Below are 21,047 nucleotides of genomic sequence, written 5' to 3'. Positions count from 1 at the left end.
CCGGCTCACCGACGGCCGGGGAAGAGCTTGAACATGCAGTCAGCGCGGTCACTGCCGCAACGGCAATCACAGTGCTGGCGAGTCTCGTCATTGGTCGCATCGCATTCATTCCGTTTCTTTGGGATCGTTTCAGGTCGTCAATAGCCCACGACGTCGGGCCAGTGGAGCTCGATGCCCTGCGTCGTGAGGTGGTGCTGGAAGTCGCCGAGAAGCCGATCATCCGTGGCAACAGCGTGTGGCGTTGTCCCCTTCTCCAGGCAGTAGTCCGCGAGCAGTGCCGCTGACTCCCCGATATTCCACTCGACGGGATGCAAGCGATAGGCCCCGTTTGTGATGTGTGTCGTACCGATGTTCTTGGCCGCGGCGATCAGGTTCGTCGTGCGTTGCGGCACGAGTGCACCCAGCGGAATCTCAAAGGGCGCGCATTCCACGTCGATGTAGTTGTCACCTGCGGTCGACGGATGCAGATCGATGCGATACATTCCCACGCCGACAGAGTCGCTGAAGGTGGCGGGGCGCCCATGGCCGCGAACTTTTACGGAAACGTCCGACTCCGCGATGGTCTTCAAGGCGCGGATCCGCCGCGACTCACGAATGTAGGGTGCCTGCGCGAGTCCATCACGCGTTCCGACGACATCACCCCTAGGGCGTAGCCCCGGGTAGCCGGTGCCGCCGTCTGGGCGCGGCGCCTCTGTCTGCATCCAGTACAGCGCCGACGCAGACAGTGACCGCGACGCATCCAGGTGTTGCTGTGCGAGCGGCGTGTCGAGAACTGATTCGATGAAGTAGTCGTTCATCGGCCAATTCGCAATGACGATGTCACTCTCGATCGCGCCGGGCTCGAAGTTGGAACGCGCGAGAACCCTCCGGTACGTCCAGAAATCATACGTACTCGCCGGTAGGGCGGCCGCTCCGCCGGTCTCCGGGTTTACGCCGAGTCCCGCGGTCGTCGGAGCAAGCGATATCGGGTTGGGGTACGTCCAGGAAAGCAGTGGTGCTCCCCAGAAAGGTGGCTGATACTCCCGCCAGAAGTCATAGTCCTTCGGGCGCTCGATCGTGTTGTCACCCCTCGTTTGATCGAAGGCGAAGCACCAGGTGATCGCTTGCACGTTTTTGGGGTCTGCGACCTCGGGGGCGCTTGGCTCTCCGTGTTCGGCCCTCCCCTCGGCCCCGGTGACGTACTCTGTGCCGCTCAGCGGCAGAAGCTCACCTGTTTCCGTGGCATCGAGCACGAACGGTGCATCGATAGTGATTTCTTCTCCGGATGCGATGTCGCGAACGATCACCGATTGGATGCGATCTCCGACGACGGTGGCATCGATGGGCACGAACGGCTGCAGCACGACCAGCCACCCTGAGGCACGGTACGGTGCCAAGAACTCCTCGATCACCGCGGCCGCGACGCGTGGCTCGTGACACAGCCCGCTCACTGTTCCCTGGCCTGGATTGAGGTGCGGATCATCGAGCGCTGCTCGAGTCAGCGGATAGTTTCGGCGGTAGTAGTTACGAATCGACTCGCGCAGCGCGCGATACGACTGCGTCACGCCGAACTTCTCGACCCAGATGTGCTCGTCCGGAGGAACGGCTTGAGACGTGAGTTGGCCGCCGAGCCAGGCATACTGCTCCGTGAGGATCACACGACGCCCTCTTCGTAACGCTGCGAGGGCGGCCGCGACGCCGCCGACGCCTCCCCCGATGATCGCTATGTCGGTCTGCAGTCTTGTGACACTCATCGGTCCATCCCGTCTCGTGCGTCGGTGCGAATCATCTTCACTGCACTGCCGGTCTGGGCCGACTGCTGCGCAGCCTCGACGACCTCGACCGCACGCAGACCGTCCTCGCCGCTCGGCACAGGTTCACTCGCTTCTGTAATGGCGCTAATGAATTCGGCGATCATGGGAACGCTGTAGTCCGCTCCATACGACAGCCACTGGGCCCGGCCGTCAGAAGCAATGCCGTCCACCCGAAGCTCAAAAGGCGCGATGTCGATCGTGCCCTCCGTCCCGACCAGCTGCAATGTGAGCCCGCCCCACGTCGGGGCCGAATCCGGATAGCTCCACGAGCAGTCGATGGTCGCGACCACGCCATTGTCGTAAACCACGTTGACGAGACCGCCTGTCTCGGTACGGATCTTCGGATTATCACGATGAAGGATCTGATTCGTGGCCGCGAAAACCGTACGCGGCGCCGCCTGCAGAACGGTGTTCAGGAGGTCTATAAGGTGCGTGGTGAGATCCATCACTGCGCCTCCGCCAGCAAGATCAGGGTCCACGAACCATGAGGGCGGAAGCTGCCCGTTGTTCGTGCCCGTCGCACTGATGATCCGGCCGATCCTGCCTTCGCGCACGGCCGAGAGCATCGCCGCAAACATCGGCGTGAAGCGCATCGGGAACGCAGTCATCAGCGAGACCCCCTCATTGCGGCAGGTCTCGACGATTGACATCGCATCGGCGACGGTCGTGGCCAAAGGCTTCTCGCTGAGAACATGAGCACCGGCACGAGCCGCGGCCTCGATGTCCAGACGATGCCGAGTGTTCTCGGAACACACCACCACGCCGTCCGGTCGCCACGCCAGCAGCTCTTCGTACGTTTCGACGTACCTCACGCCCAGATCGGCGGCGAAAGACGATCCTCGAATCGCGTCTCCAGAGGCCGCGGCGCCATGCGGATCCGCTGTGAGAATCTCCACGTCACCGTGCTCGAGCAGAGCAGCGATATACGCGCTCGCATGCGGATGGGCGAACGACATGATCGCGATCTTGAGTGGCTGGGTCATCTGCGGGCTTTCCTCGGTCGTATCGTGACGGGTTGACCGTCGCTGGCGGATCGCATCGCACACAACGCCACGTCGACGGCGTGCACCCCGTCTTCTAACGTCACTCGAGACGCCTTCCCTGCCGTGATGGAGTCGACGAACTCACGCACCTGCGCGGCATATGGATCGCCGAAAAGACCGACTTCGGGCAAGAACTCATCCGCATGCGGTTCAGCCGATCGCCGCGCGAGCATGTTGAAGCCCGAGTTTCGCTGCGAATCGAACGACAGCGTCCCTACCGTGCCCGCGATGTCGAATCCGTACACGAACGGCGTCTCGGCGCTCCCCCAATTGCCGCGGCAATGACTGATCGCACCATTGGTGTGCGTCAAAATCACATGCGCACTGCTGAAGGTCTCAGAGCCTGTGGTGCTGGCATTCTCGGATGCATAGACTGACTCAACCGGGCCCGCCATCCAGATGGCTTGGTCGATGTCGTGAATCATCTGATCGAGGATGATGCCGCCGGATGCCTCTGCATCGCTGAACCAGGCCCGACGCGGGGCGGGGCCGGACCGGTGGAAGCGCAAGACTGCCACGCTGCCGATGTCACCCTCCGCGATGGCGCGGTGTGCATTCTCGTACTGCGGGAAGTAGCGAGCGACGTGCGCCGGCATCAGCAAGCATCCCTGATTCTGCGCCAGGTCGAGCAGAGCAGTCGCTTCTTCTGAGGTGCGTGTGAGCGGCTTTTCGCAGAGAACGTCCAGCCGGCTCTCGAGTGCCTGCATCGCCAACGACGCGTGAAACGGGGTCGGGGCGCAGATGTCGGCAGCATCCACTTCTGCGAACAACGCCGACAGGGATTCCGCCGACGAACCGCCGAACCGCTCGGCGATCTCGCTGCTTCCGGATGGTGCGTAGAAGAAGAGTTCGGCCCCGAGCTCCGCCCAGGCTCGTGCGTGCACGGCAGCCATTGAACCGGCGCCGACGATCCCGATTCGAAGCGCCGACGACGGCACTCGCAGACCCCGGCTCATCGCGCTCCAGGGACAACGGTCCTGCGGTAGATGGCGTCGACGACACCGACACCGACCAGCCCATCATGGGTGCCTGTTCGCGGCGCAGTCCCCGATTCGATCGCCTGCAGGAAGTCAATTATCTCCAGCGTGAACCGATCACCGGTCGGCGCCTCGAGCATGGTGGTCTCGCCGTCTGCCGAGGTGAACTCCACCTTCCCAGGACGGGCGTAGTCATAGGTCACCGCTCCCTCAGAACCCGCGACCGTCACGAACGCCTTGCCCGTCGGGGATTTCCAGGAGACGAGTATCCCGCCCACCACTGAGCGCTCCGAGCGCACCGTCAGTGCGGCACTGTGCTCGACCTCGAGGACGGTGCCGTCCAAGTCGAACGCCAGCGAACCCGAAGCGTCGTCGATCTCACCGCAGAGAAAGCGGAAGATGTCGATGGAGTGGATTGCAGCATCCATCACCGCTCCCCCGCCCGCGAGCTGCTTCTTCCCGAACCAGCGGTTCTCGATGTCATCCTGTTGACCCGAGAACTCGTTCGAGAACGTCCGTAGCGCGCCCAGGCGCCCCTCATCGATGAGGTGCTTGATGAACTCGAGCTCAGGTTGGAATCGGTGACAGTACGCGGTGGCAACGAGAACGTCGCCGCCGACTGCCGCCGCGTGAATCGCGGCCGCATCCTCGACCGTGTGCCCAAGCGGTTTCTCGCACAACACATGGATGCCGGCTGCGATCGCGCGTTCGACATTCTCGCGATGCGCAATCGGCGGCGTGCAGATGCTCACCACTTGTACGCCAAGTGATGCGTCAAGAAGAGCATCGAGCGTGGGGAAAGAGGGTACGCCGAACATCACAGTGAACTGCTCGGCGATGACTTCCGACGGCTCTACGACCGCGACGAGCTCTGCACCTGCAGACCGATACGCGGCAGCGTGAACGCGGCCGATACCGCCTCCGCCAATCACAGCAGCTTTCGTGATATTCAACAGATCTCCTCTGATCAGGTCTGGAGCACCCAGTATTGCAGGCCTATTATGAAACGTCAATGCACAATGAATTATGATCCAAAAGACTGAAACTTCGCATCTATAGCTCAGTAAAAGTGCAATATTTGCTCATCGAGAGACATTTGCCGCCTGCATTACGTATGCTGGTTACTATTACACCTGGCTGCAACGGTGCCGCCAACCGAGGGGAGCACTGTGGAGACAACACCGAGCGCAGCGGACATACGCCACGCCAACGAACTGGCGTGCATCCACATGCTCCGTTCTGCCTCAGGCGACCCCCGAATCATCGACATCGCTCAACGCAGTGGCCTGTCGAGACCGACCGTCGAGGCCGTGGTCACTGACCTTCAGGCGGCGGGAATCCTGTCCGCCGCTCCGGCCGACGCAGGCGGAATAGCAGGACGCCCCGCTCGCCGATTTCGCTTCGAACGCCTGAGCGCCGTCGTCGCGGGCGTCGACGCCGGCCCCACGCATGTCACTGTGGTCATCGGCGATCTCGGCGGGCGGATCGTCGGCCGAGCAAGACGACAGATCAGCGAAATGAGCAGCGCCTCCGATCGGATGGCCGTGGTGATCGATACCATCGGTGCCGCGCTCGCCGATGCCGATGTGTTGCCTTCGCGGTTGAAAGCTGCATGCGTCGGGGTTTCCGGCATCATCGGCCTCGACGGCAAGATCGCACAGAGTTATTACGTGCCGGAGTGGAGCAACACCGATCTTGCCCGATACCTTGCGAGCGCACTCGGATGCCGTGTATTCCTCGAGAACGACACGAAGCTCATGGCTTTTGCCGAGCATCATTTCGGAGCAGCACAACTTGCCCCCAACACACTCCACTTCCGTGTCGGCAACCGCATCTCCTTCGCATTGACCATTGACGGGAGAATCCACCAGGGCGCCCATCGGAGCTCTGGAGAGCTCGCCAGTCTCCGAGGGTTCCGATGGACCAGCAACTCGATCAAAGGCAAGCTCACCTGGGAGACCGCGGCATCGACCGAGGCGACGATGCAAGCAGCCCTTTCGGGAGACGAGAACGCTCGACAAGAAATTGAGCAGTTCATCGTCGAGATCGCAAACCGCATCGCCACCGCCGCGCTTATATTCGATCCAGATCTGATTGTGATCGGAGGAGAACTGGCGACCTGGGATCCGTCGATCATCGACTCTCTCCGAGAAGAAGTCCGGCGCGTCATCCTGCTGGACTCCAAACCTGATCTGATCGCGTCCCCCGTCGATCCTGATGAAGCTACAGTGCTCGGCGCACTCGCACTGGGCTATCAGGAAGGGTCGCGCGAGTTGTTCGGAATCAATGACGTCCCCGTTCCGCGGATCGATCTGCTTCACGCCACCACCCGGATCGATCGCTGAGAGAAAGCAGGAACATGCAACTCCTCACCTCCCGACCCATGCCTCCGACCGTCGGATTGATCGGAGCCGGAAGAATGGCCCGCGTTCATGCGGACGCGTGGCTCCGACTCGGAGCCCGAGTCCTCGTGTTCTCTTCAGACGGCGTCGAGCAGCTCGCTAGCGAACGTGACGTGACACCCATCCGCTCGCTCGACGAGTTGCTCGACGCAGTCGAGATCGTCGATATCGTCTCACCCAGCGACACCCATGCGGAGTACGCGCTGAAAGCGATCGATGCGGGTCTGGACGTCGTCTGCGAAAAGCCGCTCGCCCTCACCGTCGCCGATGCGAATGCCATCGTCAATGCAGCCGCCGATAAGAAGACACGCGTGTTTCCGGCTCACGTCGCTCGGTTCACTCGACCCAACGTCGCCGCGAAATCAGCGGTAGCCAAGGGGCGTATCGGTCAAATCGCGATGGCCCGATTCCACAGGCGCACTCCGGCTCCTCCCGCGGACAGCTGGTTCGCGCACCCCGAGCTTTCCGGCGGGATCGTCTTCGACCTGCTGCTCCACGACCTCGACCAGGCCAGATGGTTCTGCGGAGAGGTCACCTCCGTGTTCGCTGTGCAGAACGCCAGCCCGACCGACAACGCAGAAACCGTCACCGGCGTTCACGCAACGCTCACCCACGCGAACGGCGCGATCTCGCAGGTCACGGCGACCTGGGCCGCAGCGGACACACGTTTTCGGTCGTCATTCGCCATCGCCGGAGAACAGGGAACACTGCGGTACGACTCGGCAGCCCGTCGTGACGTCGTCCTTGAAGCCCCTCATTCGGATGCAGAGGTGGGTGTACGTGGGCTGCCGAACCCCTACACCGCTGAACTCACGCATTTCCTTGAAAACAGAGCGGGAGCTCCCTTCCGCGTTGCGGTCGCGGATGGACTCGAAGCAGTGCGATTGGCGGAAGCGACCGTGGCTTCGATCGTCGAGCGTCAACCAGTCTCATTGATCTCAGAGAACCGGACTGTGAACCATGCCTGAATCCACAACGAACCTCAAGGTTGCGATCGCTTCATTCGCGCACGTACATGCTGCCGCATACGTACGGGCATTGAAGAACATTCCGGGGCTGGAGCTGCTCAGCGCCGATCCGGACGGCGACGAGGCACCGGACTCAGGGCTCCGAGGACAGGAGCTCGCCGACAAGCTGGGGATCCCCTACGTCGACACCTATGAGCAGCTCTTCGCATGGCGCCCCGACGCGGTCATCATCACGAGCGAGAATTTCCGCCACCGCATCCTCGTCGAGCAGGCGGCCGCGTTCGGTGCGCACGTACTCTGCGAAAAACCACTGGCGACACAGGTACAGGACGGAGCAGCGATGGTCGCCGCCTGCGAGCGATCAGGCTCCATCCTGATGGTCGCTTATCCGGTTCGCTTCTCACCCTCGTTTAAAGATGCGCGCTCGCTCGTCGCCAACGGCACTCTCGGTGAGCTCGTCGAGATGACCGGGACGAACAACGGGCAGATACCGGTCAATGAGCGCCAGTGGTTCACCGATCCCCACGCGGCAGGCGGCGGTGCGCTGGTCGACCATATCGTGCATTGCGCCGATCTGGTCGACGACCTCACCGACGGCGAACTCCCCGCGACCGTCTATGCCGTCGCCAACGGAACCATTCGCCCTGCGACCGACTCTGACGTCGAGACGTCAGGGCTGGTCACCCTCCAGTACCCTTCCGGCCTGATCGTCAGCATCGACTGCTCCTGGAGCCAGCCCGACTCCGCACCAGTGTGGGGTGGGCTGACGCTCCAGATCACCGGAACATCAGGATCGGTCGAGATCTCCCCGTTCGATGATCACCTTGGTGGATACGACGCGGCCGGAGAAGTACATGTCGCCGTCGGCGCTGACCCCGACGAACGCCTTCTCCATCACTTCCTTTCGGCCGTGCGCCAATCCGGACGCGCGACACCTGGCACATCACCGGCTGTAATTCCGCAGCCCGATGGTCATTCTGGTTTGAGAACACTGCGCATCATGGATGCAGCCCGTGAGTCTGCGCGCGACGGTCGCGTCCGGACGCTGTGAGCACGGTTTCTTCGCGCACGTCGTCGAGTTCGCAGCGAGCAAAGGTATACGTCATCGCTGCGGCCGCGGGTCTTCCGTGGGATCGGCGAATGGCTGCGGGCATCTGTTGTCGATGGCATCAGTTCGCAGTTCGTAATGCCACGGCTCGTTCCCGTACGCCTGACAGAGCCCGTAGTCGGAACCGGACTGTGCCAGCCAAACCTGGGCTCGCAACGACCCGATTTGGACAGCTTCTCCCGTGACGCGAGAGAAGGTTTCCGCGGTCTCGACCCAACGGGCCGCTCTCTTCCGAGCCGTATTCTGCGACAGCATCCTGCAGCAAGTGCTGCAGGAGATCCGGGGACCGCCACCCACTGTTGACGAGGACATCGACGCCAATGTTTGCGGCGTCCCTCGCCGCATCCCACAGGGCATCGAGCAGATCCCGGTCGAGGTTGCCCACTGCGACCTTGTCCATCACGTTCGCGGCCAAGCGGGTCGCGGTGATGCACCGCGCTGCACGCCTCGCGGTCTTTCGATGCAGTCCTGACACGGTACATCGAGAAGCTTCACCACGAGTGGCGCCCGTATGGGTCCGGTGAGCATTAGTTCGGGTCCTCACCGAACTTCCACACCGTGAGAGTGCGTCGAGCTGATCGCATCACACAAGTTCTCTCGTGGGCTCAGCCCCACGAGAAGTTGCTCGGCCGGCGCTGCCGCGGACCCAGAAAATCGAACCGCTGAACGCTCAGCAGTTGTTGCCAATCTGTTGCCATGAACCGTGGAACGACGCGCGACTTGGCCTACGCGCGTCGACAGACCCGACACGGCACCAGAAGCTCATCGCCGACTGGACGAACACCGGCATTGAGAAACCCCAGTTCAGCTGGCAACGCCGTGGCAATAGCTCAATCCGGCCGAAATCGAATAAGCCCCGTCCCAGCCGATCGAAATCAACTGAAACGGGGCCCAAAATGGCGGTGACGGTGGGATTTGAACCCACGGTAGGGGTGAACCTACACAACATTTCGAGTGTTGCACCTTCGGCCGCTCGGACACGTCACCGCGAATGAGTTTACGCGACGGCGGGCTGTCGCGCGAATCGGCGCATTGTGAGCACGAAACGAGCTTTGCCGCATGAGAAAGGACTTGGGAACTCCTGTTGCCGCCCGGGATTGTGAGGCCGGGGCGAGTTAGGATGGCCTTACGGATGGACGGAGACGCCGGTCCGGAAAGGGTGTTCCATGAGCTTCATCACGTCAGCGGCGTTGGAGGAGACCGGATACGTCGTCCTCGACCGGTACGCCGATCCCATCGATCCCGCCGAATGGCTGGACCTCGACTACGTCGGCTGGCGTTCTTCCGGCATCACCCGCTTCGCACCACTGGCGAGCTACGCGGGCGAAGTCGAATGCAACGGCTTCTGGAATCAGACCCCGCCGCGCACCGACAAAGATGGCGTCTGGATTCCGAGTCAGGTCGAGAAGGCCCCCACACTCGCCAAGCTCGCCCAGGAGCCCGGCACGAACATCGGCCGCTGCCGCGTAATCGAACTGCAGCCGAACACCTACGCCGACGCCGTCTACAACCTGCACCAGGACGACAATAACCGCCTGAACGACGACGGCACCGGCTGGGTCGTGCGCTCCTTCATCAACCTCACCGACGACCCGGACTCGATGCTCATCCTGCGCGAAGACCGCTTCGACCCGGCGACCGAGATCAGGGTGGCGCTGCCCGCCGGCACCCGCATGGTCGTAGACACGCAACGCTTCTGGCACGCGGTCTGGCACCGAGGCACCGCCCCGCGGTATTCGCTCATCACGTCATGGACCTCTGGGCCAGAGCTCGACGCCTACATCGCCGACCTCAACGGCGACCAGCATCCGCAGAACGTCGCAATCGACCAGCAACTGATCGACGACGCGCAGGTCGAACTGCACCGCCGTATCGAAGAGCGCCGCCGTTCCTTCGAAGCGCAAGGCATCGTCATGGAGCCGCCGGTCGAGCTGTACTACTGACGCTCGCCGAGGGCAGCCTAGTGCGATCCCGTGGGGTCGCAGATGGTCGTCTGCGCGCGAGTGATGCGGCGTGTTGCGACGCCTCCCGGCATCGGAAGGCCCTGGCCCCCTCGCCAGGTGGCTGAGAATGTCGCATCCACTGTGGCCGAGCGGCAAAGTGCGACACCTCCCCGCACACACTCGTCAAAAAGTGCGCCCTGCCTCGATCCGCACGACGCGATCGACGGTGCCTACAGGCGGATCGACATGCGAGATCAGCAGCACCGCCTGCTCCCCTGCCGCGGAGAGCAGATCGCGAAGCAGTGTCTCGGATGCCTCCGGATCAACCCCGGCGGTCGGCTCATCCAGTACGAGCACCGGGAACCCGCGCAGCAGCGCCCGCGCCAGCGAGATCCGCTGCGCCTGCCCACCGGAGACCAGCGAACCGCGGTCGCCGACGCGCGCATCCAGTCCGCCTCGCTCCTGTGTCCAGCCGCTGAGGCCCACTCGGTCAAGGACGGCGAGAAGGTCGTCATCCGTCGCCGTGTCGCGGGCGAACAGCAGGTTCTGCCGGATGTCCTCATCGAACAACTGCGGGCTCTGCTCGCACAGCCCGACGATGCGTCGAAGCGCGGGCCCTGACAGCGCCGAGGCATCCGTCCCGCCGATCGTGTACTCGCCCTCTGACCGCAAGAATCCGACCAACACTGACGCCAACGAGCTCTTACCCGCGCCGCTCGGTCCGCTGAGGAGCACGCGCTCCCCCGCACCGAGATCCAGCGACACCCCGCGCAAAGTCGGCGCACCACCGGGCCACGACGCCCGCACATCGCGCAGGCGCAGAGCTGTACCGGCCGGCGCCTCGTCTGTTCCGGCATCCGTCCGCAGCTCCGCAGGAATCGAGGACGGCAGCACGTCGACGACGCGCTGTGCGCTCGAGCGCACGCTCCGCCAGGATGACGCCGCGATCGGCACCGCGCCGAAGACCTCGAACACGACCATCGGCACGAGCACGACGACCGCTAGCCATGGGCCATCGATCGTCCCGGTCACCAGCCCCGGGGATGCCGCTGCGACCGCCCACACCGACGCGACGCCCGCGAGCACCGAGACAACGCCTGCTGCGATCGCCTGCGCCAGCGAAGCACGGGTCACAGTGCGGCGAAGGGCAGCGTCAGCATGCTCGATGCGGTTCCGCGCTTGCGGTTCCGCTCCGTACGCCAACAGCACGTCGAGGCTGCCGAAGTAGTCGACGAGGGATGCGGAGAGCTCCGCCCGCTGCAGAGACACATGCTCTTCGGCACGAGATCCGAACACCCAGCCGAGCCCGATCGCGACGAGTGCCGCGATCGCCAGACAGGCGGCAAGCGTGAGTGCCGCGGGTGGCGAGATGAACGCGATGAAGCCCACCGCTCCGACCGCGACGACCGTTGCCACCGCGAGCGGCTGCACCACACGCAGCGGCAGGTTCTGCAGATTCTCCACATCATCGACGAGCGCCGACAGCACCTGTCCGCGGTCAGTGTTGCCAAGCCCTGCGGGCGAAAGCGGGATGAGCCTGCGCACCATGTCAGAGCGCGTGCTGGCGAGCTGACGCAGCGCGGCATCATGCCCGGACAACCGCTCGAGATACCGGAACACCGCCCGCGACACAGCGAAGAACCGCACTCCGACGACCGCGATAGATAACGGCACCAGAGAGTCGACGATCGAGGCGCTGATGATCAGCCATCCGCTCACCGCGAGCAGCGACACCGCGGCCCCGGCCGACAGCACACCCCAGATGAGCCCTGGCAGGAACCGCCGCACCGGAGGCTGCGCGAGGCGCAAGACATCGCTGACCTTCACACCCTCACCCCCAGCGCTACGACTTGATCCGCAATCTCCCGCGCGGAGCGGCGGTGCGAGACGAGCAGGATCGTGGCCCCGGCATCCGCCCGCTCGCGCAGCGACTGCCACAGGCGGGCCTCGGTGTCGGCATCCAGCGCACTCGAGGGCTCGTCCAGCATCAGCACGCGCACGGGGTCAGCGGCGTGCCGATACAACGCTCGCGCGACGGCGACGCGCTGCGCCTGGCCGCCCGACAGGCCGCTCCCTTGTATGCCTAGTTCCTGCGCCGGATCGAGATCGCCAGCGCACGCGTCATCGAGTGCCTCCCGGACCCCGGCGGCCGAGGGGTCCGGATCGCCCAGAGCCACGTTCGATGCGATCGTGCCCTGGATCAGCCCCGGCGTCTGCCCTGCCCAGGCGAGCCAGTCGGCCGGCGAGAGAGCACCGACGTCCTCGCCTGAGAACACCGCTGAGCCTTCAAACGCTGCAGCGCCGCGCAGAGCGGCCAGCACGCTGGACTTGCCCGCGCCGCTCGGCCCCTCGATCAGCGTGATCGTGCCGGGCAAAGCAGTGAATGAGACGGGTGGGAGGTCGCGGACACGGAGGTCGTTTGCGCACAACTTCGCAAAACCGGCCGTGATCCGGCCGTCGGAGGCCGTTTCCGCCCCATCCGCAGCCTTCTTTGCGAAGTTATGGACGGCGCCCGCCTCATCCAGCACCTCGAAGATGTCCTCGGTCGCCGCGACTCCCTCTGACGCGGCGTGGAACTGCACTCCAACCTGGCGAATCGGCAGGAACGCCTCCGGCGCCAGCAGCAGCACGAACAGCCCCACTTCGAGCGGCATGTCTCCTGCCAGCAGCCGGAACCCCACCGTCACAGCAATCAGCGCGACTGCGAGCGACGCCAGCAACTCCATCGCGAAGCCTGAGAGGAACGAGAACCGCAGCACCTTCATCGTTTCGCGGCGATACTTCTCGGCCGTGACTTCGATCTGGGAGGCCGCGCGCCGCTCGCGTCCGAAGAGCCGCAGCGTGGCAAGCCCCTGCACTGTGTCGGCGAAGCGCGCAGCCAGGTGCTGCAGCGTCTGCCATTGCTTCCGCTGCACGGTGCGCGTCGCCATGCCGATGAGGATGAGGAACAGCGGGATGAGTGGGAGCGTGATGGTCGCGATCAGACCGCTCGGCCAGTCGAACCACCACATCACGAGAACCAGTACCGGCGTCGCGATCACAGTCAGCACGAGCTGCGGCACGTAGCGGGCGAAGTAGGTGTCCAGAGCTTCGAGCCCGTGGCCAGCGGTCACCGCCAACGATGCCTGGTTGCGAGTCGCCAGCCAACCTGGCCCCAACCGCCCGACGGCGCCGATCAACGCCGAGCGCAGCTGCATCCCGGTCTTCGCCGCGGCCGCAGAACCTGCGGCATCCGAGGCGGCGATCAGACCGCCACGCACCAGCGCCAGTGCGAGCAGCCAGATCAGCGAACTACCGATAGAACGGTCTGCGAGAGCCCCCGTGATGGCATCCGTCAGAAACCAAGCGAAGGCAATGACGACGACGGTCTGAAGCACACCGATGAACGCTGCGAGGGCGAAGAACCCCCGCGCGGCGCCGGCGTACCTCAGCAGCCTCGGATCGACGGGTTTCACGCGTGCGCCGGATCCCCGTCGAACGCGGTCCCTTCGATCGACGACCCCTCGATCGAGGCGCGGGTCACGCGCTTGCGGAACACCCAGTAGGTCCAGCCCTGATAGAGCAGCACCAGCGGCATGGCGAACAATGCCGTCCAGCTCATGATCGTCAGCGTGTACTGCGAGCTCGACGCGTTCTCAATCGTGAGGCTGAAAGCCGGGTCGATCGTCGACGGCAGCACATTCGGGAACAGCGCCGCGAACAGCGTGACGACTGCGAACAGTGTGGTCGCCGCCCCGAAGGTGAATGCCCAACCCTCGCGTCCCCGCGCATTGGAAACGATGGACATCATCAGCGACACCGCGGCGAGCGCAGCCAGCACGAGCACCACGAGCGAGAAGTGCGCGGCCACGGTCCAGACCAGGAACGCCGCAGCGACGACCAGGGTCAGCAGTCCTGCGCGGAAGGCTAGGCGACGAGCATCCGTCCGCAGCTGACCGTCCGTCTTGAGCGCCACGAAGGTCACCCCGTGGGTGAAGAACAACAGCAGTGTGGTGAGCCCACCGAGCAGTCCGTACGGGTTCAGCAGAGTGAGCAGCGTCCCCTGCATGATGTGGTTCTCATCCAGCGGCACGCCCTGCACGATGTTTGCGAAGGCGACGCCCCACAGGAACGCAGGCACGGCCGAGCCGATCACGATCATCCGGTCGAATCCCGCTTTCCAGCGGGCGCTCTCGCGCTGGTGGCGATACTCGAATGAGACGCCGCGCAGGATGAGGGTCAGCAGGATGAGCAGCAGCGCCAGGTAGAAGCCGCTGAACAGCGAGGCGTACCACTCCGGGAAGGATGCGAACAGGCAGGCGCCTGCGACGATGAGCCACGTCTCATTGAGATCCCAGACCGGGCCGATCGTGTTGATCACCTGCCGGCGCGAGACGTCGTCCTTACCGAGGAAGGGCAGCGACATTCCGACCCCGAAGTCGAAGCCGTCAAGCACGAAGTAGCCGACGAAGAGGAAGGCGATGATGCCGAACCAGAGCGTTGCGAGATCCATTTCCGCGTCCTTCCTCAGTACACGACCGACGGCAGCTGGGCCGTCTCGTCATCCGGTTGCTCGGCGGTGTCAGGACCCTTCTGCGCCGCCCTGATGATGAGGCGAACTTCGACCACGGCGAGCGCCGCGTAGATCGCAGTGAAAGCGATCAGCGATATCAGCACTTCTAGACCCGACGTGCCAGGAGAGACGCCGTCTCGGGTGGTCATCAAGCCGAACACGAGCCAGGGTTGGCGCCCCATCTCGGTAAAGACCCAGCCGACGATGTTGGCCAGCAGCGCGAGCGGGTATGACCAGATCGCGATCTTCCACATCCACTTCGCGGGCGGGTTCTTGGCATTCTTGCGAGTGAACCAGAGCCCGGCGAGTGCGATGAGAGCGTGCAGCATGCCCAGGCCGATCATCCAGCGGAATGCCCAATAGGTGATCCACAGCACCGGAGCGAAGTTCGTGATGCCACTGTCGGCGAACTGCACGGCATATTCGGCGTTGAGATCGTTGATGCCGTGCACGCACGCGTCGAGGGTGTGCGTCGACAACAGTGACAGCAGATAGGGCACCCGGAGCGAGAACAGCTCCGAACTGCCATCCGGTGTTCCGAGCGTGAACAGGCTGAATGAGGCATCCGCCCCGCAGACGGTGTTGAACGTCGCCTCGGCGGCGGCCATCTTCATCGGCTGCGCCACGTACATCGCGAGACCCAGCTGGTCGCCCGAGAGGGCCACTCCGGCGGTGGAGACGAGCATCCCCCACAGCCCGAACTTCAGCGAGACCCGCATCGTGTCGATGTGCTGGCCGCGCATGAGGTGCCACGCCGAGACCGAAATGATGACACCGGCGGCGAACATGAACGCGCCGAAGATTGTGTGCGGGAAGGCGGCGAGGGCGACCGGGTTCGTCAGCAGAGCCCAGATATCGACGAGTTCGGCACGGTTGGTCTCAGGGTTGTACACATAGCCGACCGGGTTCTGCATGAACGCGTTGGCGGCGATGATGAAATATGCCGACAGGATGCTGCCGATCGCGACGCACCAGATTGTGGCCAGGTGCAGCCTCTTGGACAGCTTGTCCCATCCGAAGATCCACAGGCCGATGAAAGTCGCTTCGAAGAAGAACGCGAGCAGCCCCTCGAACGCGAGCGGAGCGCCGAACACGTCACCGACGAAGCGGGAGTAATCCGACCAGTTCATGCCGAACTGGAACTCCTGCACGATTCCGGTGACGACGCCCATCGCGAAGTTGATGAGGAAGATTTTCCCGAAGAACCGCGTCAGGTGCAGATAGTGGATTTTCGCCGTCCGCACCCAAGCCGTCTGGAAGATCGCGGCTGACAGCGCCATGCCTATCGTCAGCGGCACGAAGAGGTAGTGGTAGATGGTCGTCAGACCGAACTGCCATCTCGCCAGAACCAGTGGATCCAACCACTCCATGACACGACTCCTTCACTCGAACTCTGACCAGATATTGTCTGGCCGATCCGCCGCGATGCGCCCTCATTCATTATCTCGAGCGACTGTGCGTCACCTGGCCGGAATGGGCCCTTTGGCGATAGTGATGTCGGATGCGGTCGATAGCCTTGTCGTATGGCCACCCGCAAACCCGCACCCCCCGCTTTCGTCTGCACCGAATGCGGATGGTCGACATCGAAGTGGGTCGGCCGCTGCGGCGAGTGCCAGCAGTGGGGCACGGTGCAAGAACAGGCTGCGAAGACGGGCATCCTCAGGCAGATGACTCCGCTCGCTCCTGCTGCCGATCGCGCCGCGCGTCCCATCACCCAGATCAGCACGGCCGATACGCCCCGCCGCTCCAGTGGGGTCGGTGAGTTCGATCGTGTGCTCGGCGGCGGAATCGTGCCGGGGGCAGCGATCCTGCTCAGCGGCGAGCCAGGAGTCGGCAAGTCGACCCTGCTGCTCGAGGTCGCAGCACAAGCCGCACGCGGCGGACGACGGGTGCTGTACGCCAGCGCCGAGGAATCGCAGGCTCAGGTGCGACTGCGCGCCGAGCGCACCGGGGCCCTGCACGACGAGCTGTACCTGGCCGCCGAGACCGATCTCGCGACGATCCTCGGGCACATCGATGAAGTGAAGCCACAACTCGTCATCGTCGACTCGGTGCAGACCGTGTCATCCTCGCTGTCTGACGGCGCGGCAGGCCAGCCCAGCCAGGTACGCGAGGTCGCTGCGACTCTGATTCGAGTCGCGAAAGAACGCAGCCTGCCGATCATCCTCGTCGGACATGTCACGAAGGACGGGCAGGTCGCCGGTCCCCGCATTCTCGAGCACCTGGTCGACGTCGTCTGCCATTTCGAGGGCGACCGCCAGACAGCGCTGCGGTTCATCCGCGCACTGAAGAACCGTTTCGGCCCGACTGACGAGGTCGGATGCTTCGAGATGACCGGATCGGGCATCGCCGAGGTTCCTGATCCGAGCGGCCTGTTCCTCGGCCACGGGTCCACCGAGCCAGGCACCTGCGTCGCGATCGCAATGGAGGGTCGCCGCGCACTGCCCGTCGAGGTGCAGGCGCTGACCGTGGACTCGACCGCGCCGAATCCGCGCCGGGTAGTGTCCGGCCTCGACTCGGCGCGCGTGGCCATGGTGCTAGCGATCCTCGAGAAACGCGGCGGCATCCCGACCGGAAAGCTCGACGTCTACGTCTCGACCGTCGGCGGCGTGCGATTCACCGAACCTGCGGCCGACCTCGCGATCGCGATCGCCGTCGCCGGTTCGATCCGGCAGTTCTCGGTGCCACGCACAGTCGCGGCAGTCGGCGAGCTCAGCCTCGCGGGAGAGGTGCGTGCGGTCACGCAGGCAGCGCAGCGCCGGTCAGAGGCCACGAGGCTCGGTTATGAGCAGGTCATCGACGAGCGCTCTGGCACTCTCGACGCCGCGCTGAACGACGTCAAGTCGCGCAGCCGGTCTGCTCATCCTGCGAAGCCGCGTCGGGAAGACGACATCCCGCCGTTCTGAGCTGTCGCCCGGCGTCGCTGGCCATTGGCTGGGGGAAGCCCGGCGATGGCCGGCGGACGCCCGGCGATGGCTGGCGGTGGCCCGGCGGTCGACGGGCGGACGCCCGCCACGCCCGCAAGAACGGATCAGGCTTCGAGCGCCTTCAGCAGTTCCTCCGGCGGGGCCTGCATCGGGTGCGGTCCCGCGATGTCGAGGAACACCGTGGTGATCGTCTCGCGATGCGTGGTCAGGAACTTGTGCAACCACGCCGGCGAATAGATCCCGACGCCAGGCGGCAGGTTCGCTGGCTTGTTCTTCGCATCGCTGAAGAGCAATAGTGCGACGTTTCCGGATGCCGGATCACGGAATGTCCACACCTCCCCGCCGTCAAGCGGGTTGTCGCGTGCGCCAGCTGAGAGCAGCGGCACCACAGTATTGCCGTTGCGCAGGGCGAGGGCGACTGCTGCCATGTCTTGCTTCTCGAGCGCCTGCGCGAGGGCCTCGGAGCGGAACTCTTCGGGTGCCGGCTTCTTACTCGCGGACTTCGATTTCTTCGCTGTCATGTACCCAGTTTAAAGATTGGGGCCCTCTCGAGTCGTCCAGTGGGGACTGGGGTACTCGAAAGGGCCCTCGGATTCTCGATCGGTGAATTGTCGAAGCGCTGGGGACGCTGAATACGACGCCACTGGGGATGGCTGACACCGAATTATCCCGAGAATCAATTCAATGGTATCCCAAAGATCGCGAAGTGTCTGCCTTCGGACCAGTCATTCTGGACTCAGTACAGCAGGAACTGCGTAGTTGTCACACTTTCGAACCCGCCGATGGAGACAGTGAGATGGTACGACGCTCCGCCGCCGGGCGCGCGTGGGCGGTTCTCCTGGGCGCAGGTGCCCACATCAGAGCGTGTGCGATCCCAGATGACGGGCGAACCGCTGGGCACCGATTGGCCGGCAGCGAGAGTCACAACCATGCTGCTGGGGTTCTCCTGGCAGTGCCGCGAGTCCCACCACTGGTCGCTGCCGCTGGTGACGATGAACGCTTGCGTGGCGGAGCCGACATCGATCGAACAATCCTCGGAGCTTTTATTCGTCAGCAGGATCGAGAACTCCGGTAGCGAACCCGCCGGATACGTCTCGGCATTCGTGACGGCTTCGACGGTGATGTCCCCGGCCTGACACGGCGCAATCCCCGGCGTCTCCTCGGCGGTGGGCTCCGCGCTCGGCTGCGGAGACGGCGATTCCTCGTCCGTTGCCTCTGGCGCGGGTGTCTCCGTCTGCGCATCCGTCGCTGACGGCTTCGGTGTCGAGGTGGGCTGCGCGGTGGCATCCGCCCAGGGCTGCGCGATGACGAGCCACGCCCCGACAGCCAGCGCGGCGAGCAGCACGATCAGGCCAAGGAACACGGCGAGGCGACGACGCCGATATTTGGCGCGATTTCTGCGACGATCAGCCATCACAGGTTCTTCAGCATCCGCATGTTCCCGAGAGTGTTCGGCTTCACGTGAGCAAGATCAAGGAACTCAGCGACACCCTCGTCCGGGCTGCGCAGCAGTTGCGAGTACACGTCGGGGTCGACGATCTGCTCACCGATCGGCGCGAATCCTCGGCTGGTGAAGAAGGAGGTCTCGAACGTGAGGCAGAAGAGTCGGCTGAGACCGAGCTCACGTGCACGCACCTCGAGGCCTTCGACGATTGCACGCCCGACGCCGTGGTGCAGCCAGTCGTCGCGCACGATCAGTGTGCGCACCTCTCCGAGGTCTTCCCACATCACGTGGAGCGCGCCACATCCGATGAGTTCGCCGTCTTTCTCGGCGACGATGAACTCCTGCACTGCGCCGTAAAGCACCGCGAGATCCTTGCCGAGCAGGATGCGTCGCTCGACCAGCGGCTCCAGCAGATGGTGGATGCCGAGGACGTCGGCGCTGCGCGCCGGGCGGACGGTGTACTCGTTCACGCCTCCAGCCTAAACTCGCCCCGCTCCCTCACCTCGGATTCACCTGATGGTTGCCTCAGGCAACTAAAAGAGTAGAGTGATTCCATGAGCACTGAGCCGGCAACCACCGAAGCAGTCCTGCTGGCATCCCTCACGCACCTCATGGCCCGCTGGTCGTCGACCAACACTCAGGCCACCGTCGCCGCCGAGGCACACGTCGTGATCGATCCGATCGACATCGCTCCGCTGTACATGCTCGGGCTTCGCGGCGCCTCACGTGCCGGTGACCTTGCCGCCTCACTCCACGTCACCCGGCCGACGATGAGCAAGCAGCTCGCGCGCCTGGAGCGCGCAGGGCTCATCGACCGAGACGCGGATCCCGACGATCGTAGGGGCACCGTCATCCGCCTCTCCTCCGCAGGCTCGCTCGCTCATCAGCGGCTTGTCGGGCGCGGCGTGGAGATGATGCAGGAGGCCATCGCCGACTGGTCCGGCGATGAAGCCGCCCAGTTCAGCACGCAGTTCGGTCGCTTCGTCGACGCGCTGGGCGGCCACACCGAATCATCCGGACGCGAACCCGCAGCCGGACACGAGCGATCGAACCCACGGTCGCGAAATGGAGGAAAACCATGACCCGCACCTTTGTCGTTACCGGATCAGCGTCCGGCATCGGAGCGACCACAGCGCAACTGCTGCGTGACCGCGGCGAGCGCGTGATCGGCATCGATTTGAAGAACGCCGACGTCGAGGCCGATCTGTCGACCGCTGCCGGGCGCACGGATGCCGCGACACGCGCGATCGAACTCGCCGGCGGCATCATCGACGGCGTGATCGCGTGTGCGGGAATCTCGGCACCGATCCCCCTGACGATCTCGGTGAACTACTTCGGTGTCACCGAACTGCTCGAACAGTTGCGTCCGGCGCTGGTCAAGTCCGCTGCCCCGCGCGCTGCCGTCGTGTCGTCAATGGCATCGTTGCAGAATCACTCGGCCGCGATGGTCGATGCCGCTCTCGCCGGCGACGAGGCTGCCGCACTGAAGATCGCCGAGGAGCTCACGGCCCAAGGGCCACGCGTTGGGTACCTCGTCTATCCGTCATCGAAGCGCGCCCTGTCTCGTTGGGTGCGCCGCCAGTCGATCTCGCCCGAGTGGGCCGGCAACGGCATCCCGCTGAACGCGGTCGCACCCGGCACCGTTCTCACCCCGATGACGCAGAAGCTGCTCGAGACCGAAGAGGGCCGGGCGATGGTCGACGCGAACGTGCCGATGCCACTGAACTACCACCAGCCGCCAGAGTCGATCGCGAACCTGCTGATCTGGCTCACCAGCATCGAGAACACCCACCTCGCCGGTCAGGTCATCTACGACGACGGCGGCGCCGAAGTGTCGCTGCGCGGCGACGACGTCTGGTCGTGGGCCGACAAGGCCTGACTGCCCTGACC

At 64.2% G+C, this 21,047-nt stretch carries 18 protein-coding genes and 1 tRNA gene; 7 read left to right on the top strand and 12 right to left on the bottom strand.

Features of this window, described 5'->3' with window-relative positions; translation table 11 throughout:
• Positions 1–137: 137 nt before the first annotated feature.
• Genes AC1C2Q_RS12380 through AC1C2Q_RS12365 form a run of 4 tightly spaced genes read right to left on the bottom strand, consistent with a single transcriptional unit; the run spans position 138 to position 4,766 of the window.
• Positions 138–1,733 carry an FAD-dependent oxidoreductase gene (locus AC1C2Q_RS12380; protein ID WP_495450353.1) on the bottom strand — a complete coding sequence of 532 codons (1,596 nt, stop codon included), beginning with the start codon at positions 1,731–1,733 and terminating at the stop codon, positions 138–140.
• Positions 1,730–2,776 (bottom strand): Gfo/Idh/MocA family protein, encoded by a 1,047-nt coding sequence (locus tag AC1C2Q_RS12375; protein WP_495450352.1) that lies wholly within the window; start codon positions 2,774–2,776, stop codon positions 1,730–1,732. Before AC1C2Q_RS12375 ends, AC1C2Q_RS12380 begins: the two co-directional genes overlap by 4 nt.
• Positions 2,773–3,792, bottom strand: coding sequence for a Gfo/Idh/MocA family protein (locus AC1C2Q_RS12370; RefSeq protein WP_495450351.1), 1,020 nt, complete (start codon positions 3,790–3,792; stop codon positions 2,773–2,775). The genes AC1C2Q_RS12375 and AC1C2Q_RS12370 overlap by 4 nt, the downstream gene beginning before the upstream one ends.
• Entirely contained in the window at positions 3,789–4,766 is a 978-nt protein-coding gene (locus AC1C2Q_RS12365) for a Gfo/Idh/MocA family protein (protein ID WP_495450350.1), read from the bottom strand. The genes AC1C2Q_RS12370 and AC1C2Q_RS12365 overlap by 4 nt, the downstream gene beginning before the upstream one ends.
• Positions 4,767–4,982: 216 nt before the next feature.
• Here AC1C2Q_RS12365 and AC1C2Q_RS12360 point away from each other — a divergent pair, with 216 nt between their 5' ends.
• From AC1C2Q_RS12360 to AC1C2Q_RS12350, 3 genes are read left to right on the top strand one after another with little or no spacing between them, the layout of a single operon-like run.
• Positions 4,983–6,158, top strand: coding sequence for an ROK family protein (locus AC1C2Q_RS12360; RefSeq protein WP_495450349.1), 1,176 nt, complete (start codon positions 4,983–4,985; stop codon positions 6,156–6,158).
• Positions 6,159–6,172: 14 nt separating this feature from the next.
• On the top strand, positions 6,173–7,183 hold the full coding sequence (locus AC1C2Q_RS12355; protein WP_495450348.1) for a Gfo/Idh/MocA family protein: 1,011 nt from the start codon (positions 6,173–6,175) through the stop codon (positions 7,181–7,183).
• Complete coding sequence (locus tag AC1C2Q_RS12350; protein ID WP_495450347.1) at positions 7,176–8,234, top strand: Gfo/Idh/MocA family protein; 1,059 nt, start codon at positions 7,176–7,178, stop codon at positions 8,232–8,234. Before AC1C2Q_RS12355 ends, AC1C2Q_RS12350 begins: the two co-directional genes overlap by 8 nt.
• A 954-nt stretch (positions 8,235–9,188) precedes the next feature.
• On the opposite strand, the gene AC1C2Q_RS12345 is transcribed toward AC1C2Q_RS12350, so the two are convergent.
• Positions 9,189–9,278: transfer RNA gene (locus AC1C2Q_RS12345), tRNA-Ser, on the bottom strand.
• A 179-nt stretch (positions 9,279–9,457) separates the two neighbouring features.
• Here AC1C2Q_RS12345 and AC1C2Q_RS12340 point away from each other — a divergent pair.
• Positions 9,458–10,234 (top strand): hypothetical protein, encoded by a 777-nt coding sequence (locus AC1C2Q_RS12340; protein ID WP_495450346.1) that lies wholly within the window; start codon positions 9,458–9,460, stop codon positions 10,232–10,234.
• 183 nt (positions 10,235–10,417) lie between these two features.
• Here AC1C2Q_RS12340 and cydC read toward each other — a convergent pair whose 3' ends face one another.
• The 4 genes from cydC to AC1C2Q_RS12320 are packed head-to-tail and all read right to left on the bottom strand — an operon-like array spanning position 10,418 to position 16,156.
• On the bottom strand, positions 10,418–12,061 hold the full coding sequence (gene cydC / locus AC1C2Q_RS12335) for a thiol reductant ABC exporter subunit CydC (RefSeq protein WP_495450345.1): 1,644 nt from the start codon (positions 12,059–12,061) through the stop codon (positions 10,418–10,420).
• The gene (gene cydD / locus AC1C2Q_RS12330) at positions 12,058–13,689 is read right to left on the bottom strand and encodes a thiol reductant ABC exporter subunit CydD (protein WP_495450344.1); all 1,632 of its coding nucleotides are present in this window, start codon (positions 13,687–13,689) and stop codon (positions 12,058–12,060) included. The genes cydC and cydD overlap by 4 nt, the downstream gene beginning before the upstream one ends.
• Positions 13,686–14,726 (bottom strand): cytochrome d ubiquinol oxidase subunit II, encoded by a 1,041-nt coding sequence (gene cydB, locus AC1C2Q_RS12325; protein ID WP_495450343.1) that lies wholly within the window; start codon positions 14,724–14,726, stop codon positions 13,686–13,688. The genes cydD and cydB overlap by 4 nt, the downstream gene beginning before the upstream one ends.
• 14 nt (positions 14,727–14,740) lie before the next feature.
• The gene (locus AC1C2Q_RS12320) at positions 14,741–16,156 is read right to left on the bottom strand and encodes a cytochrome ubiquinol oxidase subunit I (RefSeq protein WP_495450342.1); all 1,416 of its coding nucleotides are present in this window, start codon (positions 16,154–16,156) and stop codon (positions 14,741–14,743) included.
• Between the two features lie 153 nt (positions 16,157–16,309).
• On the opposite strand from AC1C2Q_RS12320, the gene radA reads away from it, so the two are divergent.
• The gene (radA, locus tag AC1C2Q_RS12315) at positions 16,310–17,692 is read left to right on the top strand and encodes a DNA repair protein RadA (protein WP_495450341.1); all 1,383 of its coding nucleotides are present in this window, start codon (positions 16,310–16,312) and stop codon (positions 17,690–17,692) included.
• Between the two features lie 125 nt (positions 17,693–17,817).
• Here the strand turns inward: radA and AC1C2Q_RS12310 are convergent, their stop codons facing one another.
• The 3 genes from AC1C2Q_RS12310 to AC1C2Q_RS12300 form a co-directional block, all read right to left on the bottom strand.
• Positions 17,818–18,234 carry an SseB family protein gene (locus tag AC1C2Q_RS12310; protein ID WP_495450340.1) on the bottom strand — a complete coding sequence of 139 codons (417 nt, stop codon included), beginning with the start codon at positions 18,232–18,234 and terminating at the stop codon, positions 17,818–17,820.
• A gap of 215 nt (positions 18,235–18,449) precedes the next feature.
• Positions 18,450–19,127 (bottom strand): hypothetical protein, encoded by a 678-nt coding sequence (locus AC1C2Q_RS12305; RefSeq protein WP_495431381.1) that lies wholly within the window; start codon positions 19,125–19,127, stop codon positions 18,450–18,452.
• Complete coding sequence (locus AC1C2Q_RS12300; RefSeq protein ID WP_495431380.1) at positions 19,127–19,627, bottom strand: amino-acid N-acetyltransferase; 501 nt, start codon at positions 19,625–19,627, stop codon at positions 19,127–19,129. The genes AC1C2Q_RS12305 and AC1C2Q_RS12300 overlap by 1 nt, the downstream gene beginning before the upstream one ends.
• 84 nt (positions 19,628–19,711) lie before the next feature.
• Here AC1C2Q_RS12300 and AC1C2Q_RS12295 point away from each other — a divergent pair, with 84 nt between their 5' ends.
• Together AC1C2Q_RS12295 and AC1C2Q_RS12290 are read left to right on the top strand one after the other, a co-directional pair.
• Positions 19,712–20,239, top strand: coding sequence for a MarR family winged helix-turn-helix transcriptional regulator (locus tag AC1C2Q_RS12295; protein WP_495450339.1), 528 nt, complete (start codon positions 19,712–19,714; stop codon positions 20,237–20,239).
• Positions 20,236–21,036, top strand: coding sequence for an SDR family oxidoreductase (locus tag AC1C2Q_RS12290; RefSeq protein ID WP_495450338.1), 801 nt, complete (start codon positions 20,236–20,238; stop codon positions 21,034–21,036). The genes AC1C2Q_RS12295 and AC1C2Q_RS12290 overlap by 4 nt, the downstream gene beginning before the upstream one ends.
• The last annotated feature ends 11 nt before the right edge of the window (positions 21,037–21,047 follow it).

The sequence above is a fragment of the Microbacterium sp. Y356 genome, assembly GCF_059445355.1.
Note: the sequence above shows the minus strand (reverse complement) of the source record. Positions and strands in the feature narration are given on the sequence as shown.

Bases quoted from the DNA above. Each gene is read 5' to 3' on its own strand.
- AC1C2Q_RS12380 (WP_495450353.1), bottom strand. From the start codon at position 1,733: ATGAGTGTCACAAGACTGCAGACCGACATAGCGATCATCGGGGGAGGC.
- AC1C2Q_RS12375 (WP_495450352.1), bottom strand. From the start codon at position 2,776: ATGACCCAGCCACTCAAGATCGCGATCATGTCGTTCGCCCATCCGCAT.
- AC1C2Q_RS12370 (WP_495450351.1), bottom strand. From the start codon at position 3,792: ATGAGCCGGGGTCTGCGAGTGCCGTCGTCGGCGCTTCGAATCGGGATC.
- AC1C2Q_RS12355 (WP_495450348.1), top strand. From the start codon at position 6,173: ATGCAACTCCTCACCTCCCGACCCATGCCTCCGACCGTCGGATTGATC.
- AC1C2Q_RS12350 (WP_495450347.1), top strand. From the start codon at position 7,176: ATGCCTGAATCCACAACGAACCTCAAGGTTGCGATCGCTTCATTCGCG.
- AC1C2Q_RS12340 (WP_495450346.1), top strand. From the start codon at position 9,458: ATGAGCTTCATCACGTCAGCGGCGTTGGAGGAGACCGGATACGTCGTC.
- cydB (WP_495450343.1), bottom strand. From the start codon at position 14,726: ATGGATCTCGCAACGCTCTGGTTCGGCATCATCGCCTTCCTCTTCGTC.
- AC1C2Q_RS12320 (WP_495450342.1), bottom strand. From the start codon at position 16,156: ATGGAGTGGTTGGATCCACTGGTTCTGGCGAGATGGCAGTTCGGTCTG.
- radA (WP_495450341.1), top strand. From the start codon at position 16,310: ATGGCCACCCGCAAACCCGCACCCCCCGCTTTCGTCTGCACCGAATGC.
- AC1C2Q_RS12310 (WP_495450340.1), bottom strand. From the start codon at position 18,234: ATGACAGCGAAGAAATCGAAGTCCGCGAGTAAGAAGCCGGCACCCGAA.
- AC1C2Q_RS12305 (WP_495431381.1), bottom strand. From the start codon at position 19,127: ATGGCTGATCGTCGCAGAAATCGCGCCAAATATCGGCGTCGTCGCCTC.
- AC1C2Q_RS12295 (WP_495450339.1), top strand. From the start codon at position 19,712: ATGAGCACTGAGCCGGCAACCACCGAAGCAGTCCTGCTGGCATCCCTC.
- AC1C2Q_RS12290 (WP_495450338.1), top strand. From the start codon at position 20,236: ATGACCCGCACCTTTGTCGTTACCGGATCAGCGTCCGGCATCGGAGCG.